This is a genomic window from Sulfurihydrogenibium azorense Az-Fu1 (genome assembly GCF_000021545.1).
Lineage (GTDB): Bacteria > Aquificota > Aquificia > Aquificales > Hydrogenothermaceae > Sulfurihydrogenibium > Sulfurihydrogenibium azorense.
Window position 1 is genome coordinate 76,253 of record NC_012438.1, and the last position, 16,207, is coordinate 92,459.

Genomic DNA, 16,207 nt, shown 5'->3' on the forward strand with positions numbered 1-16,207 from the left:
TTTTTGGTATGATTTTTATTTGATTTTTAGCTAAAAATATCTAACATTTCTTTTAACCTTCTTATATTTTTTACTTGTATATCACTTTCTTTATAACTTGTCGGTGCAAGTACTTGATTTAAGCCTTTACTTTTACACTCCCTTATCCTTATATCCTCAAAATGAACAGACCTTACTTCTCCAGTTAAACCAATTTCTCCAAAGACTGCCATATCGTTTGGAATTGGGATATTTTTGTAGGCTGAAAAAATAGCTGTAGCAACTGCTAAATCTACCGCCGGCTCGTCTACCTTTATTCCTCCTACAACATTAACAAATATATCTTTATCTTTAAGATTTATCTTTAGATGGTTTTCCATAACAGCTGTTATGATTGATATTTTATTTAAGTCTATGCCTTGACTTCTTCTTTGGGGAACAGGATAAAAAGTTTTTGATACAAGTGCTTGAACTTCTACCAGTATAGGTTTTGAGCCTTCTGTGTAAGGAAATATTACACTTCCCGGTTGGTTTTGTGGCCTTTGGGATATAAAAAACAGAGATGGGTCTAAAACCTGTTCCATTCCTTTATCTGTCATATTAAAAACAGCCATCTCTCCGGAGCTTCCAAACCTATTTTTTAAGACTCTCAGTATCCTGTAGGCATAACCTTTTTCTCCTTCAAACTGGGCTACCGTATCTACAAGATGCTCTAAAACCTTTGGTCCGGCTATACTTCCTTCTTTGTTTACCTGACCTACGATTAAAGAGATAACACCTTTTGACTTTGAGATTTCTGTAATTTTACTACTTACATACTTAACCTGTGATACAGACCCTGCCGGTGATTCAAGGTTTTCTGAGTAAACAGTTTGAACAGAGTCTAAAACTATCAAATCTGGATTTATATTTTCTATAGCTGAAACTATACTCTCTAAATTTGTATCAGAAAGTATGTATAGATTTTTTTCCAGAGCTCCTACTCTTTGGGCTCTTAGATAGATCTGATAAGAGGACTCTTCAGCTGATATGTAGAGAACTTTTTTACTTTTTGCAAGGTTTGAAGATATTTGAAGAAGTAAAGTGGACTTTCCTATTCCCGGCTCTCCTGAGACTAAAACTACTTGACCGGGAACAAATCCACCACCTATGGCAGTATCAAAGTTATCAAACCCGGATTTTGTCCTTGATAAATTTAAATCAAAGCTTATTTCTGTTATAGGTTTAGGAAAAACATTTTTTGGTATAAAGCTTTTTTCTTTTTTAAAATCTAATATCTCTTCAGAAACAGAGTTGTAAGCACCACATACAGAACATCTTCCTACCCAAGTAGGAAAGGTTGCACCACATTCATTACATACGTAAGTTGTTTTTGTTTTACTTTTTTTCATCTTTCACTTTCAAAGCTTCTTGTTTAGCTATTTTATCACAGTACTCATTCTCAGGATGACCACTGTGTCCTTTTATCCAATGAGCCTTTACTCTGTGTTTTTTCAATAATTCATACAATCTTTGCCATAAATCTTGGTTTTCAACGGGTTTTCCAGAAGAAGTCTTCCAATTGTTTTTAATCCACTTTTCAAGCCAAGAGTTTATTCCGTTTATTACATAGTTTGAATCAGTGTACAGATCTATATCGTATGGAGATTTTTTTAATGCTTCAAGGGCTTTTATTACAGCACTCTTTTCTTGTTTCAATTACGTACTTTTCCAATCCTACCTGTCTACAAACGTCGATAACACTCACTACATCTTGAAAAGGCACATCTCTTTCAGACCTTAACGCAACAACTTGGTTTTCTACATTCTGTTTTTCTGTCTCAAGTATAGATTTTAGCTGGTCTAAGTCTACTTTTTTATCTTGGAAGTATACTCCATCTTTTTTTATGGTTATCTCTATTCTTTTTTGGAGCTGCTTTGATGGTTCTCCGGTTTTTGCTTTTGGAAGGTCAAGGGGTATTTTACCTTCAACCATAAATGTAGCAGTAGCCATAAATATAATAAGTATAACAAGGACTATATCAACAAGTGGAATCATATTTATTTCTGATATTTCTCTGTCGTTTTCGTCGGTAATCTTCATCTATCCTTTACCTCACAGTATTTTGTTTTTAACCTCTTCAAAACTATCAGCTGTAGCTACTATTCTCAACACCTCTTCAAATTTTTGTTCATCTTCAAAAGATGAGAGCTTGTTTTCTATGGTTTGGAGTTCTTCAGGGTTTGGTTGAAACTTTAAGTTTATTAAGTTTAGTATGCTTTTTATGTAACCCTTTTTTAAACCTTCCTGTAAACCCTCTAATTTCCATTTATCTGTTAACAACATCATCTCTTCTTTACCTCCTGTTTCTAAAATCATACTTTCTATAACTTCTGGTTTTTTGGTAATTGCTACTGTGTAGTTATCATTTTTTACTCTCGTATATCATCAGTAAAAACTTCATCTTTCTTACAAAGTAGTTATAACCTATAACGGCAGGGATTGCTACAAACAGTCCCATAGCAGTAGCAACAAGAGCTTCTGATATACCTGTCATAACAACTCTAACTCCAAACTCTGAAGAAGTCCCTAAGTGGTGGAATGCTTTTATAACACCTAAAACAGTGCCAAAAAGTCCTATAAATGGAGCGTTGTTTCCAAAAGTGGCAAGTATTCCAAGTCTTTTTTCAAGTTGGAGTCGCAGCTCCAGAGGGTCGTACTTGTCTAAGTTTTGCTCTATCACTTTGTAAGCCATAAACCTTTCTATGATTATGGCTATTGTGATAATACTCATAATCAAAAGGATGTAAAGGACAGGATCACCACCCACCAAAGCCAGTTTTAGTATTATATCTGTTATACTCATTCTAAACTCCCATATAAGATTTTAGAAAATTATATCACTGTTAGTGATGGTGATGTGTAAACATTATGTTAAAATTTTCAAAAAACTTTTAAAAGGTTGAGAAGATGAGTTTGAAAGAGTTTATAATTCCGGCAATAGATTTAAAAGATGGTAAAGTGGTAAGACTTTATAAAGGTGAGTTTGATAAAGTAAAAGTTTATAAAGATAATCCTGTTGATATGGCAAAGTATTTTCAAGACTGTGGAGCTGTGCATATTCACGTTGTAGACTTAGACGGGGCTCTTGAAGGTAAACCTAAAAACTATAAGGTTGTAGAGAGTATAGTTAAATCTGTTGATATTTTAGTAGAGTTTGGAGGGGGTCTTAGAAGCTACGAAGCTGTTAAGAGTATGTTTGAGATTGGCGTTGATAGAGTGGTAATAGGTAGTCTTGCTTATGAAAATCAAGAGGAGTTTTTAAGGATAGTTGAAGACTTTAAAAATAAAGTAATTGTTGGCATAGATGCAAAAGATGGCAAAGTTGCAATAAAAGGCTGGGTTGAAAAGACAGACTACACACCTTTAGAGTTTGCAAAAAAGTATGATGATTTAGATATATTTGGATTTTTATACACAGATGTAAACAGAGACGGTGCAATGGTAGGTCCTAACCTTGAAGGGACTAAATATTTGGCAGAAAATCTAAAACACTTTGTTATTGCATCCGGAGGCGTTGGGTCGCTACAAGATGTTATAAATTTATATAAGTTAAAAGATTACGGTGTTTTTGGTGTAGTTGTAGGTAAAGCAATATACGAAGGTAAGATAAAGTTAGAGGAGCTATGATTAGAACAATAGAATTATCAAAATATAGCTAAAATTTTTTAGCAACTCTTGACAAAATGCAGTCAAATGATTACTTTAATCGTATGAAACCACAAGAAAAAATAAAAAGAGTTTTTACCATAAGAGTAGGCGGAAAAGAAAGAAAAAGAAAAGTAAGAACTCTACTTTTAGACCTTGCTCACTTTAGAAACATACTTACAATCCTTATCACAAAATATTATACCCTTTATAAAGAACATTTACTAAACCAATCTATTCTCTATGGTCTTGTTGCAAAAAACTATACAGGTAAATACAAAGAAGAGTTTGAAAAGGTCTTAAAAAATATAGAAAATAATCCTGAATTAGCAGACCTACTTATAAAACTTAAAAATCAGAAAGAGAAAGTAGATAATCCTCACTACATCCAATACATCATCCGTCAGACTATAAAAGACTTTAAAAACTTTTTCAAATCTCTTGAAAGCTTTAAAACCAATCCTGAAAAATTTAAAGAAATACCAAGACCACCTAAAGCTAAAAAACTTAAATACCTTATAAACTTTTCTGTAGAAGGAAATGTTAACACCTTTAAGCAAGAAGGAGATAAAATAATAATCAGGCTCAAAAACAATAAGTATCTTAAAGTTAAATTACCTAAAGATTTCCCTTATAAAATTTCTTCACTAAGAATAAAACTCTTTGGAGATGACCTTTATGTAGATGCTGTTTATGAGCAAGAAGTAGAATTAAAAAATCCTGTAGGAGAATATAAAGCAGGAATAGATATTGGACTTGATGAAATGATATCTGTTGTAAGTGAAAATGTAGAGTTAAAAAGTTTCATAGTATCAGGAAAAGAAATAAAAGCTTTCAATCAGTGGTTTAACAAAGAAATGTCAAAACTTAGAGCTGAAATAAACAACTTAAAAAACTCTGTCAAGAGAGGTTTTATTGAAAACCAAGTTGCTACTAAGAAGATTTATGAATTAGAATTAAAGATGAAATCTCTATCTTCCCACAGGAAGAGATGGCTTGACAATAACTTTCACAAAATAGCAAGGAAACTGGTTGATTTACTCCATGAAACAGGACATAAAACCATCTACATAGGAAAAAATGCAATTGAAAGTAAAAACGGTATAGACTTAGGAAAGAAAACTAATCAAGAGTTTGTATCTATTCCTTTTAGAAGGTTGATAAAGTTAATAGAATACAAAGCTTATGAGTATGGGATGGAAGTTATAGAGGTTGATGAGAGTTATACATCTAAAACATCACCGTTAGCTAATATATTTGAAGTAAAAGAGACAAAAAATAAAGAAGTATGTCAAGGAAAAAGGGATGGAGATATATTTAAAGATAAAGTTTTAAATAAAGTATTTCACGCAGACTTAGTAGGAGCAGTGAATATTATTAGAGTAGGAGCCAAGCTCCTGAGACTTAGGTTTTACGAAAATCTTAAAACTTTCTTTATAAAGCTTTGCAATCCTGTAAAGCTTAAGTTGATTGATTTGTTTTACAAAGTATCTCCTGAGTCCTTACGGATAGGGAGTAGTAGGTGGGGAGCATCATTCCCTGCAGGGTGGATGGAAAAATCAGGTTATTTGAATACATTTGGAACTTAAAATCTGGTTTTTCTATACCTAGCAAAGTAGATGAACCTTTAACTTTATACTTAGAAATAGAGTGAATTACGGTTTTGGATTAAAAAAATTGAAACTTGAAAAATTTTTTTGCAAATTTGCAAAAAAGCAAAAGATGAAGCTGTGTAAGTTTATAAACTTAAATGGTTGATTTTTTAATATTTTTTAATTTTCTGATTTTTGGCACGGATTTTGATAATATACTTTTTGAAAAAAGAATAAGTTAAAGTTTTTTTGGTAAAAACCGAATAGGAATTATGATTTTAATCATAGGTATTGACAAAACGGTTAAAATGTGTTAACTTTTTTGTTAAGAAAATTTAAAAAAATTTTTTTAAGGAGGTTTACTATGAAGAAAGTATTAGGATTAGCAGCAGCGGGATTACTCGCTACAACTGCAGCAAACGCAGGACAAATCACAGTAGCAAACACAGACATCACACTCTTTGGTGGTGTATCTGCAGCTTACAACGCTCAAGACAATGATCACGTATTATCACTTGGAGGTTTTTCTAAAGACGGCTTCTCTGTTAACAACGTGATAGTTGGATTAACAAAACCGGCTCAAGATGGTGGAATAGGCTTTACAGCTGCATTTGGTTCTTGGGAAGCTCCAACTGTAGTTGCAAGTTCTGATGTTGTGAATGGAAGATTTATAGGTTTAAATTTAATAGGCCACGGCAAAACTACAGAATTCAAACCATGGCTTGCGTTTGTTACTTACAAACCGGTTGCAGGTTTATCAGTTGATGCAGGTTTACTTTGGGCTAACTTCGGTGAAAGACCAGTTACAATCCTAAACCCTCATATCACAAGAGGTGTATTATTTACAGCTAACCCAGTTGTAATGGCAGGTGCAAGAGCTTCTTACGATGCAGGAATTGCTAAAGTTTACGTAGGTACTGGTAAAGTTGGGGCTCAATTAATGAAACCTTTCTATGAAAACTTCTTAATAGTTATACCTAAAACTTATATAGAAGCAGGTATTACAGGAAACTTAAAACAAGTTGGATTACCTGTTGATGTAGGCTTACACACTTACAACGAAGCTGGTGGAAGAGATATCTATGCTTTAACTGCTGGTGGAGACCTTGGAATAGTATCTCTCGGATTAGAAGTTAACTACTTTAAAGCTGATAAAGTATTAAAAGCTGCTCAAGGAAATAGTGATTCTGCATGGGGTGCAGCTCTCTGTGCTAACGTAAAACCAATGGCAGGTATTCAAATACCTGTAAGGATAGAGTATGCTGACGCTAAGAAGTCTCAATTAATACCTACAATAGCTGATACTATAAACGGTAACTCTGTATGGACATTTACAATAACTCCAACTTACAACCCAACTAAAAACACATTCATAAGAGCAGAAGTTTCTTATGTAAATTCCAGACATCACACTCTTTGGTGGTGTATCTGCAGCTTACAACGCTCAAGACAATGATCACGTATTATCACTTGGAGGTTTTTCTAAAGACGGCTTCTCTGTTAACAACGTGATAGTTGGATTAACAAAACCGGCTCAAGATGGTGGAATAGGCTTTACAGCTGCATTTGGTTCTTGGGAAGCTCCAACTGTAGTTGCAAGTTCTGATGTTGTGAATGGAAGATTTATAGGTTTAAATTTAATAGGCCACGGCAAAACTACAGAATTCAAACCATGGCTTGCGTTTGTTACTTACAAACCGGTTGCAGGTTTATCAGTTGATGCAGGTTTACTTTGGGCTAACTTCGGTGAAAGACCAGTTACAATCCTAAACCCTCATATCACAAGAGGTGTATTATTTACAGCTAACCCAGTTGTAATGGCAGGTGCAAGAGCTTCTTACGATGCAGGAATTGCTAAAGTTTACGTAGGTACTGGTAAAGTTGGGGCTCAATTAATGAAACCTTTCTATGAAAACTTCTTAATAGTTATACCTAAAACTTATATAGAAGCAGGTATTACAGGAAACTTAAAACAAGTTGGATTACCTGTTGATGTAGGCTTACACACTTACAACGAAGCTGGTGGAAGAGATATCTATGCTTTAACTGCTGGTGGAGACCTTGGAATAGTATCTCTCGGATTAGAAGTTAACTACTTTAAAGCTGATAAAGTATTAAAAGCTGCTCAAGGAAATAGTGATTCTGCATGGGGTGCAGCTCTCTGTGCTAACGTAAAACCAATGGCAGGTATTCAAATACCTGTAAGGATAGAGTATGCTGACGCTAAGAAGTCTCAATTAATACCTACAATAGCTGATACTATAAACGGTAACTCTGTATGGACATTTACAATAACTCCAACTTACAACCCAACTAAAAACACATTCATAAGAGCAGAAGTTTCTTATGTAAATTCTGATAAAAATATTTTTGTAAATGATAAAGGAAACCCTAAAGATAGCAGAACAACTGGAGCTGTTGAGTTAGGATTCTTATTCTAAGATATAAACCACTTTTTAAGGCAGGGTTAACAGCCCTGCCTTTTTATTTTTTAAACACTAAAACTTAACTTATAATTATCTTGCTTTCTATTAGCTTGTAAATATTTGACTAACTAAACTATATCACTTAAACTATTTGCAAGAAAAACTTTTCTATGTAATTCTCTCAACTGGTTAACATCGGATATGTGATATATTATTCCTTATTTTAACTTCTCATATTCAAAATAAACTATATTCCTTTTTTCCTTACTAAACTCTATCCCAACTAAATAAATCTCTTTGCAGCTGCCTGTATACTTTTCATAATACTTCTTCTCTTTTATCTGATTTAAAGCCTTGCTTTCAGCTTCTTTCTCTACCACTTTAAACTCTATAATATAAGCTTTATCTTGATAAAATACTGTTAAATCTATCTTCCCTATATTTGTTGTATCTTCTGCTTTTGTGTTTAAACCACTTCCTGTAAATAGTGCATATACCACTGATGCGTAAAACCCTTCATAACTGTCTAAATCATTCTTCCTATACCAGTCGTTTGGTATGCTTACAAAGAAGCTGTATAGAGTGTCTTTTAATTTGTCTAAATTGTTTTCTTGTATACTTCTGTAAATTTGAGACTCTGGTCTGTAGCTTAGTCCAACTCTATCAATGTAGTTTAAAAATGCCTTGTTAAAACTTGTTCTTACCTCAAAATTAGGATAACTCAAAAGATAATACATCTCATCTCCAAGAGTGTAAGTATCTTTTATAGTCAAATATCCACTTTGGAATAAGATATTTTCAACTTTTACATTATCCACGTCAAGATTAGAAATAATTCCTTCATCAGCTTCCAAGTTTTCTAAGTTTGGTAGATAATACCTATTTTTGTAAAACAATTTAACTAAAAAGGTTGGAGTTCCAGTTTCAAACCAGTATGGTCTAAATTCTTTCTTATCAAAAAATAGTAAGATATCAAAAGGATTATAAACTTTATCTCCAAGCCAATTATAGCCGTTATACCAGTATTTTAGTTTTTCTAAGTCTATCCCTTCCAATCTGTCAGCAAATACAGTTTCAAGCTCTGACTGAGTATATCCGCAAATAGTAGAAAATCTTAAATCTATAGTAATATCATTTAATTGATTTAAACCGCTGAATATAGATACCTTTGAAAATCTTGACACGCCTGTTAAAAATACAAACTTTAGATAAGGCTCCGCTGTCTTTAATACGCTGTAGAAGTCTTTTAAGACTTCTCTTATTTCAATTACTTTTTGCTGTTCTTCTATTTTGTCTAATATCGGTTTGTCGTATTCGTCAACTAATACTACAACAGGATTTTCATATGTATTGTATAGATTAAATATAATGTCTGTAAACATAAATCTTACATTGTCTGTATCTTCTACTAAGATGTTATAGGTTAATGTATGACGTTTTAACTGTCTTATTATCCACTCTTTTAGGTCTTGGGAGTCTTTGATTACACCACCGCCAAAATCTATATGTATAACGGGATATTTTTTACTCCAATCCCAGTTATTCTCTAAGTATAATCCTTCAAACAGCTGTTTATTACCTAAAAAAGCCTGTTTTAGAGTATCAACAAAGAGAGACTTTCCAAATCTCCTTGGTCTGCTTAGGAAGAAATACTTTCCATTATCTACTAACTTTTTAACAAAAGGAGTTTTGTCTACATAGTAGTAGTTATCTTCTCTAATACTTTTAAAGCTTTGTATTCCTATTGGTAGTTTTTTCATCTTTACACGTTAAATCTAAAGTATATTACATCTCCGTCTTTTACTTCGTAATCTTTTCCTTCTATTCTTACTAATCCAAGCTCTTTTGCTTTTTGTATTGAGCCTATTTTTATTAGGTCTTCGTAGTTTATGATTTCAGCTGCTATAAATCCTCTTTCTATGTCTGAGTGGATTTCTCCTGCTGCTTGAGGGGCTTTTGTGCCTTTTTTAATAGTCCAAGCTCTTGCTTCTTTTTCTCCTGCTGTAAAGTAGGTAATAAGTCCAAGTAAAGAGTATCCGGTTTTTATCATTTTGTTAAGTCCCGGTTCTTCTAAGCCAAGAGCGTTTAAAAACTCTTTTCTCTCTTCTTTTGGAAGTTCTATTAATTCCTGTTCTACTTTACCACATAGTACAACTACAGGAGATCCTTCTTTCTCTGCTTTTTCTTTTAGTTGTTGTAAGTAAGGGTTATTTTTACCGTCTGGAAGGTCTTCTTCCGGTATGTTTGCTACATACATTAATGGTTTTATAGTTATAGGAAAAAGAGTTTTATTTAACCATTCTAACTCTTCTTTTTCAAATTTGTCTGTGTTTGTTCTAAGAGGTTTTAAATCTTCTAAAATTGCTTTTGCTTTTTCTAACACTTCAACTTCAAACTTTGCTTCTTTACTGCCTGTTTTTGCTGCTTTTGTTGATTTTTCCAATCTTTTTTCTATAGACTGTAAGTCTGCAAGAATAAGCTCTGTTTCTATTATCTCGGCATCTCTTACAGGGTTTACAGACCCTTCTACGTGTATTATGTCTGGGTCATCAAAACATCTTACTACGTGTGCTATGGCTGAGACTTGTCTAATATTTGCTAAAAACTGATTTCCAAGTCCCTCTCCTTTACTTGCTCCTCTTACAAGTCCTGCTATATCAACAAACTCTATAGTTGCTGGGACTATGTTTTTACTTTTTTCAATTTCTGCTAACTTGTAAAGTCTTTCATCTGGAACGTTTACTATTCCTACATTTGGGTCTATCGTACAAAAAGGATAGTTTGCAACGGAAGCTTTTGCTGTTTCTGTAAGTGCGTTAAATATTGTAGATTTTCCTACGTTTGGAAGTCCTACTATTCCTACATTCATCTTCATCTATCTTCTACCACCTCTTTACCAAAGATTTTATTTAAACGGACCAATAAACTATCTTCATTTAAAAAAAGTGCAACTTTTCTCTCTTGTGGAATTTCGTATATAAGTTTATAACTACCATCTTTTAGTAGTTTTACAAATAAATCAAACTTTTTATTTTCTCTGTATCCTGTTATCCATATTTCTCTTGTTTTGTCATGGTAAAAAATTGGATAGTTGTTATCTTGGGCTACCTGGTTTAAAAGCTGTAAGATTTTTTCCATAGCTACCTCTTTTTTATTGAAATTAATATTCTATCAAAATTTCATCTCCAATGTTGGCGTTAAACTTTTCTTTGAAACTTCCCATAGGTATAAAAAGCTCGTAAAATCCAAAACTTCCTTTTATAAGGTTTGGCTTGTCCTTCTCTCCCTCTAAAAAGTTATTTTTAACTTCTGTTATTACATAATCTTTGTAGTAAAGTTTAAAGTTTTGTGGAAGATAAGACAGGTTAGTTATTGCGTTTCCAAATTTATCAAACATAAGTATTTTACCTATTATTTTATGGTCTTTTTCTATTGGGTCAATGTTCGGTAATTTTTTATACTCTTGGATAACTTCTCCTAAATCTTCAATACTTACTCCTTTTGATAGGTATCCACAGGCAGGTGCGAATATATCTCTGCCATGAAAAGTGTTTGTATCTGATTTTAAGTGGTAGTTTTTTATATGTACTATTTTTTCTATTTGTTGGTTTTTTAGTGCAAGGGTTAAAAGTCCGTTGTCAGGTGCTACAAAGTAGTAATCTTTTGTCTTTACTGCGATAGGTTTTCTACTTGTTCCTACTCCCGGGTCAACTACACACATAAATATGGTGTTTTGTGGAAAGTATTTATAGGTTGTGTTTAAAACTATAGCAGCTTCTAATATATCAAAAGAAGTTATCTCGTGGGATATATCCACAATGTTTAAATCAGGGTTTATAGACAGTAAAACTCCTTTTACAGCTCCCACAAAACCATCTTTCAATCCAAAATCTGTTAGAAGTGCAACTGTTCTTCTCATTTTTTTATCAGATTTTCTATGTAGCTAATAACTTCTTCTATGGTTTTATCAGTTGTATCTATTATAATGTAGTCTTGTGTTGGTCTTAATGGAGATTCTTTTCTTTCGTAATCCATTTTATCTCTTTCTATTATCTTTTGGAGTATATGATTGTAATCTACTAAAAAGCCTTTTTCTTTTAGTTGCTGCACTCTCCTTTGTGCTCTAACTTCAGGAGAAGCTGTCATAAATATTTTTAGGTCTGCATCAGGAAAAATTTTAGTGCCTGCATCTCTACCTTCTATAACTGCATTTTTAGCGTTTATTCCTATCTGTCGTTGTTTATTTACCATTTCTTCTCTTACCTTTTTATACCTTGCTACAATTGAGGCTACATTGCCAACTTCTTCTGTCCTTATATGAGCTGATACATCTTGTCCATCAAGAAAAACTTTATCGTCCACTAAATCTATCTTTGTGTTTTCTAAGACCTTTAATACTTCTTCTTCGTTGTTTGGGTCTAATGATAGATTTATAACTTTAAGTGCTAAAGCTCTATACATAGCTCCTGTATCTATATATGTGAAACCTAACTTTTTTGCAAGTAATTTTGCTATTGTACTTTTGCCACTACCTGCAGGACCATCTATTGCTATTATCATCTAATCACCTCTAACAGTTTTTGTGGGTCTTTTACTTTAATTTTTGATGGGAGATTTGAGTTGTGATTGTTTTCAAGAAGTATAAACTCTACATTTTTTCCTTCTTCTTTGTTGTAGTTATAAACCATAAGGTAGTCTGCTAATGTATCTCCTATATAGTATGTAGGGTTTTTATACTCAAACTTTTTAAAAAATAGCTTCATAGGGTAAGAAGATGGTTTTCTAAGGTGGGGCTGGGGTATATCATCTTCTGTAATTATCAGGTCAAAGTATTTGTATAAATCAAACAGTTTAAAAGTGTAGTCTAAATCTAAAAATGGTCTTCCTGTTATCACTCCCATAACATCAGATTTTTCTCTAACAGCTGCTAAAATTTCATGGGGAATTATGAGACTTTCTTTATCTCTGTGTTGTCTGTACTTGTTTTCAAAGTACTCAACAAGCTCTTTGTAATCAGGAAGTTTTATATCATACTCTTTTGCAAATCTATAGAAATCTTCAAGTTTTGTACTGTATGGCTTAAAGATATTTTTAAATGTTTGTAAATCTTTATTGGATAAAGCGTATAAAATACCTGCCAAAGAAGCATCCCAGTCGTTATTAATTCCAAAAGACAACTTTATATCAAGAAGGTCTTCTATGTTGTGGTCTTTTTTAGAAAAAAAATCAACTGTATCTTTTATAGAGTAATGGTAGGACTTGCTAACATCAATCAAAACACCATCAACATCAAAAATAACTATCATTATCTAACAGCTCCAAATATTATTCTCATAAGTAGCTCAAGTGAGTTTTGGTTTAATGCAACTATTAAAATACCTAAAACAATTATCCATATTTTTAATACTTTAATTTCTCCTTTTACCTCTTGCCTTAAAGCGTTGATTTCTCCTTTAACTTCTTGTCTTAAGGCTTCAATTTTACCTTCTAATTTTTGATTAACCGTTTCAATTTCTTGTCTAACAGTTTCAATCTCTTGTCTGACTATTTCAATCTCTTGTCTGGTTAGTAATATATCTTCTTTGGTAGCTAACTCTTTTCTAAGTTCGTCTCTGAGTTCGATTTTTCTCTTTTTGGTTTCTTCTACAACTTTATCTTCAAGTTGCTTCTGTGCTTCTTCAAAGACTTTAACTACTTCTAAAGCAGTTTCTTTACCTAACTTCTCTGCAAGTTTCTCATATAGCTCTACTGGTATAGCTAAAGGCATGTAAGCACCTCTATTTAATGTTTCCAAATATTATTCTCATAAGTAGTTCGAGAGAGTTTTGGTTTAACGCAACCATCAAAATTCCTAAAATAATTATCCACATCTTTAATACTTTTATTTCTCCTTTCACTTCCTGCCTTAAGGCCTCAATCTCACCTTTCAGCTCTTGCCTAACAGTTTCAATTTCTTGCCTGACTGTCTCAATCTCTTGTCTGACTATTTCAATCTCTTGTCTGGTTAGTAATATATCTTCTTTGGTAGCTAACTCTTTTCTAAGTTCATCTCTGAGTTCGATTTTTCTCTTTTTGGTTTCTTCTACTACTTTATCTTCAAGTTGCTTCTGTGCTTCTTCAAAGACTTTAACTACCTCTAAAGCAGTTTCTTTACCTAACTTCTCTGCAAGTTTCTCATATAGCTCTACTGGTATAGCTAAAGGCATGTAAGCACCTCTATTTAATGTTTCCAAATATTATTCTCATAAGTAGTTCGAGAGAGTTTTGGTTTAACGCAACCATCAAAATTCCTAAAATAATTATCCACATCTTTAATACTTTTATTTCTCCTTTCACTTCCTGCCTTAAGGCCTCAATCTCACCTTTCAGCTCTTGCCTAACAGTTTCAATTTCTTGCCTGACTAATAGAATATCTTCTTTAGTAGCAAGTTCTTTTCTAAGTTCGTCTCTGAGTTCGATTTTTCTCTTTTTGGTTTCTTCTACTACTTTGTCTTCAAGTTGCTTCTGTGCTTCTTCAAAGACTTTAACTACCTCTAAAGCAGTTTCTTTACCTAACTTCTCTGCAAGTTTCTCATATAGCTCTACCGGTATAGCTAAAGGCATTTTTGTCCTCCGGATGTGGTAAGAATATTTTACAATAATAATTAAAGGTGGTTTTTAAATTTGACAAGTCAAAGTTTGAGATTTATAATTATTAATAATAATTACTAATAAGGAGGTTCTAAAATGAAGAAGTTGTCCATAATGGCTTTGTCTGCCTTAGTAGCTGTTGGTTCAATAGCAGGATACACCGTAGCACAGCAGAAAATTAACGACAAAGACCTTTTAAACCAAGCAAAAAACTACTTCCAACCACTACCTAAAGAAATTCCAGCTCCTTCTGACAACCCTACAACTAAAGAAAAAGTTCAGCTTGGTAAAATGCTCTACTACGACCCAAGACTATCTTTAAGTGGTGTTATCAGCTGTAATACTTGCCACAACTTAGCAACTTACGGAGTTGATGGAGTTGAGACATCTTTAGGACATAAGTTCCAAACAGGTGGTAAAAACGCTCCAACAGTTTTAAATGCAGGCTTCCATATAGCTCAATTCTGGGATGGAAGAGCTAAGACTCTCGAAGACCAAGCAAAAGGACCAGTACTCAATCCTGTTGAGATGTCAATGCCGGACCCTAACCTTGTGATAGAGAGATTAAAAACTATAGAAGGTTATGTAGCAGAGTTTAAAAAGGCATTTCCTAATGAAAAAGACCCTGTTAACTATGATAACGTAGCAAAAGCAATAGCTGCTTTCGAAAGAACCTTAGTAACACCTTCAAGATTTGATGAATTTTTAAAAGGTAATACAAAGGCTTTAACTCAAAAAGAGAAAGAAGGTTTAAAACTTTTCATGGAAAAGGGATGTGCTTCTTGTCATAATGGAGTGGCTATAGGTGGAACTATGTTCCAAAAATTCGGTGTAGTTAAACCTTATCCATACCAAGACACTAACGATTTAGGAAGGTACAACGTAACTAAAAACGAAGCTGATAAGTATGTTTACAAAGTGCCTTCTTTAAGAAACGTAACAAGAACATATCCTTACTTCCACGATGGAAAGGTATGGGATATAAGAGAAGCTGTTAAGATAATGGGAGAAACTCAACTTGGAATAACGTTAACTGATGATGAAATAGATAAGATTGTTGCATTCTTAGACTCTACAACTGGTAAAATCCCAGAAGATGCATTAAAAATGCCAGTATTACCACCATCTTCTCCAAAAACACCAAAACCAAGAATATAAGGCAAAAAAGGAGCTTAAAAGCTCCCTTTATTTAACATCAAAGTAATCTACTCTTCTTAGAGCTCTATCACTCCAACCAGTTTTTTCCCAATAACCTTTGTAGTCATAATCTACAATTTCTATCTCTTTTAACCATTTTGCAGATTTATAACCCCATTTTTCTGGACAGATAACTCTCAAAGGATAACCGTGGTCTATTGATAAATCTTTTATAACTTTACCGTTTTCATCTTTGTTTATACCGTAAACTATTAAAGGGTGGTAGTTTTTTATATAATCTAACTCTATACTTGTATGATAGCCATCAAAAGACCTAAATACTACTTCCTTAGCTGTTTTATCTGGATTTGCTATCTGTAATATATCCTGTAGTAAAACTCCTTTAACTTTTATTTTTCCTATTTTATCTCCTCTTACGTTAGATACACATTCCAAAATAACTTCCCTTTCAACAGATTTTAAAGACTTAATTTCATCTAGAGATAGATAAGTGTTATTTTTAACCTTTCCAAAAACTTTTAATTTATACTCTTTTAAGTTTAAATTTTTTACTTCAGAAGGTACACCTTTTATGTCAACTATAAACAGTTTATCTTCAGGTGTATATTTCCCTTCTGGAGGAAGTTCTTCTTTTGACTTTTTAAAGTAGTCTAACAATCCAGCAAATGAGATATTATGAAAGATTAAGGATAAACTGATAAATTTTAAAAAATTTCTCCTTTTCATGTTTAAAA

At 32.9% G+C, this 16,207-nt stretch carries 20 protein-coding genes; 5 read left to right on the forward strand and 15 right to left on the reverse strand.

Annotated elements, in window-relative coordinates:
- Positions 1-26: 26 nt before the first annotated feature.
- From radA to SULAZ_RS00430, 5 genes are read right to left on the reverse strand one after another with little or no spacing between them, the layout of a single operon-like run.
- Positions 27-1,370: a DNA repair protein RadA gene (gene radA, locus SULAZ_RS00410; protein ID WP_012673688.1), complete on the reverse strand. Its 1,344-nt coding sequence runs from the start codon at positions 1,368-1,370 to the stop codon at positions 27-29.
- Complete coding sequence (locus SULAZ_RS00415; protein ID WP_012674641.1) at positions 1,357-1,677, reverse strand: RNase H family protein; 321 nt, start codon at positions 1,675-1,677, stop codon at positions 1,357-1,359. Before SULAZ_RS00415 ends, radA begins: the two co-directional genes overlap by 14 nt.
- A complete protein-coding gene (locus SULAZ_RS00420) occupies positions 1,640-2,062 on the reverse strand; it encodes an ExbD/TolR family protein (protein ID WP_012673759.1) in 423 nt (140 codons plus the stop codon). Before SULAZ_RS00420 ends, SULAZ_RS00415 begins: the two co-directional genes overlap by 38 nt.
- 12 nt (positions 2,063-2,074) lie before the next feature.
- Entirely contained in the window at positions 2,075-2,338 is a 264-nt protein-coding gene (locus SULAZ_RS00425; protein WP_012674478.1) for a hypothetical protein, read from the reverse strand.
- Positions 2,339-2,384: 46 nt separating this feature from the next.
- Entirely contained in the window at positions 2,385-2,825 is a 441-nt protein-coding gene (locus SULAZ_RS00430) for a MotA/TolQ/ExbB proton channel family protein (RefSeq protein ID WP_012674093.1), read from the reverse strand.
- A 104-nt stretch (positions 2,826-2,929) separates the two neighbouring features.
- Between SULAZ_RS00430 and hisA the strand changes: the two genes are divergently transcribed.
- The 4 genes from hisA to SULAZ_RS00450 all read left to right on the forward strand — a co-directional run bounded on the left by hisA (position 2,930) and on the right by SULAZ_RS00450 (position 7,700).
- The gene (hisA, locus tag SULAZ_RS00435) at positions 2,930-3,649 is read left to right on the forward strand and encodes a 1-(5-phosphoribosyl)-5-[(5-phosphoribosylamino)methylideneamino]imidazole-4-carboxamide isomerase (protein WP_012675024.1); all 720 of its coding nucleotides are present in this window, start codon (positions 2,930-2,932) and stop codon (positions 3,647-3,649) included.
- 83 nt (positions 3,650-3,732) lie between these two features.
- Complete coding sequence (locus tag SULAZ_RS00440) at positions 3,733-5,256, forward strand: RNA-guided endonuclease InsQ/TnpB family protein (protein ID WP_012673651.1); 1,524 nt, start codon at positions 3,733-3,735, stop codon at positions 5,254-5,256.
- 367 nt (positions 5,257-5,623) lie between these two features.
- Positions 5,624-6,715: an outer membrane beta-barrel protein gene (locus tag SULAZ_RS00445; RefSeq protein WP_012674667.1), complete on the forward strand. Its 1,092-nt coding sequence runs from the start codon at positions 5,624-5,626 to the stop codon at positions 6,713-6,715.
- Positions 6,666-7,700: an outer membrane beta-barrel protein gene (locus SULAZ_RS00450; protein ID WP_228357480.1), complete on the forward strand. Its 1,035-nt coding sequence runs from the start codon at positions 6,666-6,668 to the stop codon at positions 7,698-7,700. The genes SULAZ_RS00445 and SULAZ_RS00450 overlap by 50 nt, the downstream gene beginning before the upstream one ends.
- 203 nt (positions 7,701-7,903) lie before the next feature.
- Here the strand turns inward: SULAZ_RS00450 and SULAZ_RS00455 are convergent, their stop codons facing one another.
- The 9 genes from SULAZ_RS00455 to SULAZ_RS00495 are packed head-to-tail and all read right to left on the reverse strand — an operon-like array spanning position 7,904 to position 14,288.
- Complete coding sequence (locus SULAZ_RS00455; protein WP_012673665.1) at positions 7,904-9,445, reverse strand: ATP-binding protein; 1,542 nt, start codon at positions 9,443-9,445, stop codon at positions 7,904-7,906.
- 2 nt (positions 9,446-9,447) lie between these two features.
- Positions 9,448-10,560 carry a redox-regulated ATPase YchF gene (gene ychF, locus SULAZ_RS00460; protein WP_012674007.1) on the reverse strand — a complete coding sequence of 371 codons (1,113 nt, stop codon included), beginning with the start codon at positions 10,558-10,560 and terminating at the stop codon, positions 9,448-9,450.
- Positions 10,557-10,823 (reverse strand): hypothetical protein, encoded by a 267-nt coding sequence (locus tag SULAZ_RS00465; RefSeq protein WP_012674800.1) that lies wholly within the window; start codon positions 10,821-10,823, stop codon positions 10,557-10,559. The genes ychF and SULAZ_RS00465 overlap by 4 nt, the downstream gene beginning before the upstream one ends.
- A gap of 22 nt (positions 10,824-10,845) precedes the next feature.
- Complete coding sequence (locus tag SULAZ_RS00470; RefSeq protein WP_012675076.1) at positions 10,846-11,604, reverse strand: SAM hydrolase/SAM-dependent halogenase family protein; 759 nt, start codon at positions 11,602-11,604, stop codon at positions 10,846-10,848.
- Positions 11,601-12,245, reverse strand: a complete 645-nt coding sequence (gene cmk / locus SULAZ_RS00475; protein WP_012673522.1) for a (d)CMP kinase — start codon at positions 12,243-12,245, stop codon at positions 11,601-11,603. The genes SULAZ_RS00470 and cmk overlap by 4 nt, the downstream gene beginning before the upstream one ends.
- Positions 12,242-12,991: an HAD family hydrolase gene (locus SULAZ_RS00480; RefSeq protein ID WP_012675067.1), complete on the reverse strand. Its 750-nt coding sequence runs from the start codon at positions 12,989-12,991 to the stop codon at positions 12,242-12,244. Before SULAZ_RS00480 ends, cmk begins: the two co-directional genes overlap by 4 nt.
- Positions 12,991-13,452, reverse strand: a complete 462-nt coding sequence (locus SULAZ_RS00485) for a CCDC90 family protein (RefSeq protein WP_012674042.1) — start codon at positions 13,450-13,452, stop codon at positions 12,991-12,993. Before SULAZ_RS00485 ends, SULAZ_RS00480 begins: the two co-directional genes overlap by 1 nt.
- Positions 13,453-13,462: 10 nt before the next feature.
- Positions 13,463-13,891: a coiled-coil domain-containing protein gene (locus SULAZ_RS00490; protein ID WP_012674823.1), complete on the reverse strand. Its 429-nt coding sequence runs from the start codon at positions 13,889-13,891 to the stop codon at positions 13,463-13,465.
- A 10-nt stretch (positions 13,892-13,901) separates the two neighbouring features.
- The gene (locus tag SULAZ_RS00495; protein WP_012673867.1) at positions 13,902-14,288 is read right to left on the reverse strand and encodes a hypothetical protein; all 387 of its coding nucleotides are present in this window, start codon (positions 14,286-14,288) and stop codon (positions 13,902-13,904) included.
- 123 nt (positions 14,289-14,411) lie between these two features.
- Here SULAZ_RS00495 and SULAZ_RS00500 point away from each other — a divergent pair, with 123 nt between their 5' ends.
- A complete protein-coding gene (locus SULAZ_RS00500; RefSeq protein WP_012675059.1) occupies positions 14,412-15,473 on the forward strand; it encodes a cytochrome-c peroxidase in 1,062 nt (353 codons plus the stop codon).
- Between the two features lie 27 nt (positions 15,474-15,500).
- Here the strand turns inward: SULAZ_RS00500 and SULAZ_RS00505 are convergent, their stop codons facing one another.
- The gene (locus tag SULAZ_RS00505) at positions 15,501-16,199 is read right to left on the reverse strand and encodes a molybdopterin-dependent oxidoreductase (protein ID WP_012674161.1); all 699 of its coding nucleotides are present in this window, start codon (positions 16,197-16,199) and stop codon (positions 15,501-15,503) included.
- Between the last annotated feature and the right edge of the window lie 8 nt (positions 16,200-16,207).

What these genes read in the sequence shown, in the direction of transcription:
- radA (WP_012673688.1), bottom strand. Translation starts at nt 1,370, where the DNA reads ATGAAAAAAAGTAAAACAAAAACAACTTACGTATGTAATGAATGTGGT.
- SULAZ_RS00420 (WP_012673759.1), bottom strand. Translation starts at nt 2,062, where the DNA reads ATGAAGATTACCGACGAAAACGACAGAGAAATATCAGAAATAAATATG.
- SULAZ_RS00425 (WP_012674478.1), bottom strand. Translation starts at nt 2,338, where the DNA reads ATGATTTTAGAAACAGGAGGTAAAGAAGAGATGATGTTGTTAACAGAT.
- SULAZ_RS00430 (WP_012674093.1), bottom strand. Translation starts at nt 2,825, where the DNA reads ATGAGTATAACAGATATAATACTAAAACTGGCTTTGGTGGGTGGTGAT.
- hisA (WP_012675024.1), top strand. Translation starts at nt 2,930, where the DNA reads ATGAGTTTGAAAGAGTTTATAATTCCGGCAATAGATTTAAAAGATGGT.
- SULAZ_RS00440 (WP_012673651.1), top strand. Translation starts at nt 3,733, where the DNA reads ATGAAACCACAAGAAAAAATAAAAAGAGTTTTTACCATAAGAGTAGGC.
- SULAZ_RS00445 (WP_012674667.1), top strand. Translation starts at nt 5,624, where the DNA reads ATGAAGAAAGTATTAGGATTAGCAGCAGCGGGATTACTCGCTACAACT.
- SULAZ_RS00455 (WP_012673665.1), bottom strand. Translation starts at nt 9,445, where the DNA reads ATGAAAAAACTACCAATAGGAATACAAAGCTTTAAAAGTATTAGAGAA.
- ychF (WP_012674007.1), bottom strand. Translation starts at nt 10,560, where the DNA reads ATGAAGATGAATGTAGGAATAGTAGGACTTCCAAACGTAGGAAAATCT.
- SULAZ_RS00465 (WP_012674800.1), bottom strand. Translation starts at nt 10,823, where the DNA reads ATGGAAAAAATCTTACAGCTTTTAAACCAGGTAGCCCAAGATAACAAC.
- SULAZ_RS00470 (WP_012675076.1), bottom strand. Translation starts at nt 11,604, where the DNA reads ATGAGAAGAACAGTTGCACTTCTAACAGATTTTGGATTGAAAGATGGT.
- cmk (WP_012673522.1), bottom strand. Translation starts at nt 12,245, where the DNA reads ATGATAATAGCAATAGATGGTCCTGCAGGTAGTGGCAAAAGTACAATA.
- SULAZ_RS00480 (WP_012675067.1), bottom strand. Translation starts at nt 12,991, where the DNA reads ATGATAGTTATTTTTGATGTTGATGGTGTTTTGATTGATGTTAGCAAG.
- SULAZ_RS00485 (WP_012674042.1), bottom strand. Translation starts at nt 13,452, where the DNA reads ATGCCTTTAGCTATACCAGTAGAGCTATATGAGAAACTTGCAGAGAAG.
- SULAZ_RS00490 (WP_012674823.1), bottom strand. Translation starts at nt 13,891, where the DNA reads ATGCCTTTAGCTATACCAGTAGAGCTATATGAGAAACTTGCAGAGAAG.
- SULAZ_RS00495 (WP_012673867.1), bottom strand. Translation starts at nt 14,288, where the DNA reads ATGCCTTTAGCTATACCGGTAGAGCTATATGAGAAACTTGCAGAGAAG.
- SULAZ_RS00500 (WP_012675059.1), top strand. Translation starts at nt 14,412, where the DNA reads ATGAAGAAGTTGTCCATAATGGCTTTGTCTGCCTTAGTAGCTGTTGGT.
- SULAZ_RS00505 (WP_012674161.1), bottom strand. Translation starts at nt 16,199, where the DNA reads ATGAAAAGGAGAAATTTTTTAAAATTTATCAGTTTATCCTTAATCTTT.